The 4,534-nt window shown below is 59.4% G+C and carries 4 protein-coding genes; all 4 read left to right on the top strand.

Annotation, left to right across the window (positions count from 1 at the left end):
* Positions 1-619 precede the first annotated feature (619 nt).
* Positions 620-1,063 carry a hypothetical protein gene (locus tag D7S86_RS28800; RefSeq protein ID WP_121091569.1) on the top strand — a complete coding sequence of 148 codons (444 nt, stop codon included), beginning with the start codon at positions 620-622 and terminating at the stop codon, positions 1,061-1,063.
* A gap of 164 nt (positions 1,064-1,227) precedes the next feature.
* Complete coding sequence (locus D7S86_RS28795; RefSeq protein WP_121091568.1) at positions 1,228-2,793, top strand: recombinase family protein; 1,566 nt, start codon at positions 1,228-1,230, stop codon at positions 2,791-2,793.
* A 26-nt stretch (positions 2,794-2,819) separates the two neighbouring features.
* The gene (locus D7S86_RS28790; RefSeq protein ID WP_121091567.1) at positions 2,820-3,689 is read left to right on the top strand and encodes a plasmid partitioning protein RepB C-terminal domain-containing protein; all 870 of its coding nucleotides are present in this window, start codon (positions 2,820-2,822) and stop codon (positions 3,687-3,689) included.
* A partial coding sequence (locus D7S86_RS28785) for a plasmid partitioning protein RepB C-terminal domain-containing protein (protein ID WP_240648457.1) occupies positions 3,686-4,534 on the top strand: 849 nt, incomplete at its 3' end. The genes D7S86_RS28790 and D7S86_RS28785, both read left to right, overlap by 4 nt.

Raw genomic sequence — 4,534 nt, 5'->3', positions numbered from 1 at the left:
TGGGTTACCCCAACGGGGGCGAACGCCCGCCAGATGCGACCAATCAACGCAACGGCCGCAGCGGCAAGACTGTGCTCACAGAGGATGGCCCGTTACCCACCCCTCAAGCCAGCAGGGTGGCAGGCTGTGTCAGGCGCTCTAAGGCAATGCCCAGCGCCCGGTCGTCGAAGAGGCGATTCTTGCGGGCAGCGGCATCCGGGCCACCGCGCCAGTGGCGCAGCCCTTCACGTAAGGCGGGCACATTGGGTGGCACAACTTTGTGAGAATTCGGCCATCTATTCTGAGAAACAACACCCTGTAGCCGTACTCATAACCTGAGATTTTTGGGCCCGTCGGACGGGCCTTTGCGCGACTTGAGAAGCATCCGCTGAGAAATTGCGATGCAAAAGTTGAGATTGCACGTCCCATCGCGATACCTGTTACAGCGCCAGATACTTTTTCCCTCGGCGTTGCCCATCACTGTCACCCATCAACCCGAGCTTGAAAGTCGGCCCATCGACGTTGCACTTCTTGCAGGTTTCTAGATTTCGGCGAATCGTCTTCGTCATGCACCGTCGGCGGGCGCGAACGCGACAACGCGTTCGCGCCCGCCCGTCACGACTTGGATTGAGGGGGCGTCATGAAATCGACCCGCTTTTGTCTTGCCTGCGGCAACGCGTTTGTGCCGCTGCTGCACGTGCCTCGTCAGCGATATTGCTCGTCGGCTGACTGCCAACGCGCCCGTCGACGGGAATGGCAGAACCATCGCCTCCACACAGACGAGGACTACCGCGAAAACCAGGCACGTGCGCAGGCCAGATGGCGCGCCGTTCACTCGACCTACTGGCGCGAGTACCGAACGACCCATCCCGCGTATCTGGAGCGCAATCGCAGCATGCAGCGCACTCGCAATGCACGGCGAAGGCATGTACCGATTGCAAATATGGACGCGTTCGGAGCCCCGCGCCCACTGGGCTCCGGCTTCTACGTGCTCTGTGATGCAGGCGACGCCAGCGTTGCAAACATGGACGCGTGGACCGTTCACATTGCCGTGCTGTCTGGTCCTGCAGCGACTGCGATGTGATTGCAAAGAGATGACTTGATACGCGCCGTCATCGAGGCTGCTACCTTTTCCTTGTCACGGTTCGCTTTCGAACGCCGCCGCCCAATTGAGGCAGCGGGGCTGGCACCTGATGGGTCTAAGTACCCGGTGCCTGTGCGCGCTGTGCCTGAGTTGCGGAGCCGAGCATGTCATTCAGCAATGCGGAAGCGGCAGTCGGAGCTGGTTCGAGAGCGGGGCGCGCGGCGGAATACGTGCGTATGTCGACTGAACATCAGCAATATTCAACTGAGAACCAGCGCGACAAAATCCGAGACTACGCAGCCCGTCGAGGATTTGAGATTGTTCGCACCTACGCGGACGAGGGCAAAAGCGGTCTTCGAATTGACGGGCGTCAGGCACTGCAGAGCCTCATCGATGATGTGACCAACGGCAGCGCCGACTTCTGCATCATCCTCGTCTATGACGTGAGTCGATGGGGACGATTTCAGGACGCCGACGAGAGCGCGTATTACGAGTACATCTGTCGTCGAGCAGGCATCCAGGTCGCGTACTGCGCTGAGCAATTCGAGAACGACGGCTCGCCGGTCTCGACCATCGTGAAAGGGGTAAAGCGGGCAATGGCTGGCGAGTACAGTCGAGAATTGTCCGCCAAGGTTTTCGCGGGTCAGTGCCGATTGATTGAACTGGGCTTTCGGCAAGGCGGTCCCGCCGGATATGGGCTGCGCCGCGTGCTGGTCGATGAGCACGGCCTCATGAAGGCGGAGCTCCACCGTGGCGAACATAAGAGCCTGCAGATGGACCGGGTCGTTCTTATGCCGGGGCCCGAAAGCGAGGTGCGCACCGTCAACCTGATTTACGACTGGTTCATCGAAGAGTCCCTCGACGAACGCGAAATCGCGGCGCGCCTGAATGGCATGCACATGCGTACTGACCTTGACCGAGAGTGGACGCGGGCCACGGTGCGGGAGGTGTTGACCAACGAAAAATACATCGGCAACAACGTATATAACCGGGTCTCGTTCAAGCTGAAGAAAATGCGCGTGACCAACACGCCGGACATGTGGATTCGAAAGGAGGGAGCATTCCAGGCAATTGTGCCGAGCGAGACGTTCTACACCGCACAAGGCATCATGCGCGCGCGGGCGCGCCACTATTCGAACGAGGAGCTCATCGAGCGGTTGCGCAACCTATACCGCAATCGCGGGTTTCTGTCTGGCGTCGTGATTGATGAAACGGAAGGCATGCCGTCGACCTCGGTCTACGTCTACCGATTCGGCAGTTTGATTCGCGCTTACCAGACGGTGGGATTTACCCCGGGCCGGGACTATCGGTACATCGAGACCAACCGCTTTCTGCGCCAACTGCATCCGGAAATCGTCGCACAGACTGAAAGGAAAATCGCAGACCTGGGTGGTGCGGTGATGCGCGACCCCGCGACCGATGTCCTGACGGTCAACGATGAGTTCACGGTCTGCATCGTGCTCTCGCGCTGCCAGGCACATGACAACGGACGCAATCATTGGAAGGTGCGTTTTGACACCAGCCTGTTGCCGGACATCACCGTGGCAGTGCGACTCGACCAAACAAACGCTGCGGCGCTGGACTACTACCTGTTGCCGCGTCTGGACTTCGGGCAGCCGCGTATTCAGCTCGCTGACCAAAACCCAATCGAGTTCGAGAGCTACCGCTTCGACACGCTGGATTATCTCTATGGCATGGCCGAGCGCGCACGCCTGAGGAGAGTAGCGTGAGCTCGCAGCAGCCCGGTGAAATCCGGATGGTCCCTGTCAATCAGATTGAGGTCATCAACCCACGCGAGCGCAATGGTCGCGTGTTCGGCGAAATCGTTGACAACATCAAGACTATCGGGCTGAAGAAGCCGATTGTCGTCACGCCGCGAGCGACCTCGGGTGGTATCGAAAAGTACCTGCTCGTGTGCGGCGAGGGCCGATTGAAGGCGTTTCGTTCGCTCGGGGAGGAGACGATTCCCGCGCTTGTTGTGAGTGTGAGCGACGAGGATGCGTTTGTGATGAGTTTGACGGAGAACATCGCGCGCAGGCAGTGTCGCCCACTCGAACGGCTCGCCGGCATCCGTCAATTACAGGAGCAAGGATATTCGCCGAAGGTCATCGCCGAGAAGACGGGGCTGGCACCGACCTACGTCCACGGCATCCTCACGCTCCTGCATCAAGGAGAAGAACGACTTGTCGTTGCGGTCGAAAAAGGGCTCGTTCCGCTGAGCGCCGCGCTCACGATTGTCGGCGCTGGCGACGATGATGCCGAAATACAAGCGGCTCTCCAACAAGCCTACGAGTCGGGCAAATTGCGAGGCAAGCAACTCATGGATGCTCGCCGCGTCATCGAACGCAGAAAGGCGCTGGGACGAAGCACAGCGCACAACATGACGAGTAAATCGGCCGGGGTCACGCCGTCGAGTCTCGTGCGTACCTACGAACGCGAGGTCGAGCGCCAGAAATCCATGGTGCGGAAGGCCGAGTTCACCCAACAGCGCGTGCTTTTCGTTGTCGGCGCGTTGCGGCAACTGTTTGCCGATGAAAACTTCATCAACTTGCTGCGCGCGGAAGGATTGACCAGTCTGCCGAAGTATCTCGCGGAGCGCGTTTGGTCAGGCGGGAGCACGTCATGAGTGGCATCACGCTCGGGTTCATCCCCGAACCGCTGTCCGTCCCGCTCCCTTGCATCTTGCCATCGCGCAGGATACCGGCGCCCGTGGTTGAGTCGCGCAAATTTAAACAAATACGGACCTCCATTGAGGAGGTGGGCCTTATCGAGCCACTGTCTGTCATGCCTGCGGACAAAGCCTCAGGGCGTCACGTGCTGCTCGATGGGCATTTGCGCTTGCTCGCCATTCAGGACTTGGGGCACGAGCAGGCAGCTTGCCTGGTGGCCACCGATGACGAGAGCTACACGTATAACAATCGTGTGAATCGCCTCTCGACCATCCAAGAGCACTACATGATTCGGCGCGTGATTGAGCGCGGCGTCGCGCCTGAGCGATTGGCGAAGGCGCTTTCCGTGGACGTGTCGCAAATCATTAAGAAGCTGTCGCTGCTCGATGGAATTTGCCCAGAGGCGGCTGAGCTTCTCGGCGACCGACAGTTTTCGCCCGACCTTGTTCGGGCCATCCGGAAAATGAAGCACACACGGCAGGTTGAGTGTGTCGAACTGATGGTGGCTGCGAACAACGTTTCAGTTGCCTACGCGGAGGCCTTGCTGGTGGCGACGCCGGCCACGCTTCTGGTCGCAGGCAAGAAGCCACCCAAGCTGACAGGTGTCAGCCCGGAACAGATGGCAAAAATGGAGCGGGAGATGAGCAATCTTCAGGGGCAATACAAACTCGTGGAGCAGACCTACGGCCAAGACGTGCTGAATTTAGGTAAGCGTTGCCCCATCACCGTCTCGACATGGCAGCGGCGAGTGTCCAGAGTAGGCCCCACCAAATCGAGTGGTGGAGCCCATTTTGTCAACAGA

Source organism: Pararobbsia silviterrae (assembly GCF_003628125.1).
GTDB lineage: Bacteria > Pseudomonadota > Gammaproteobacteria > Burkholderiales > Burkholderiaceae > Pararobbsia > Pararobbsia silviterrae.
Note: the sequence above shows the minus strand (reverse complement) of the source record. Positions and strands in the feature narration are given on the sequence as shown.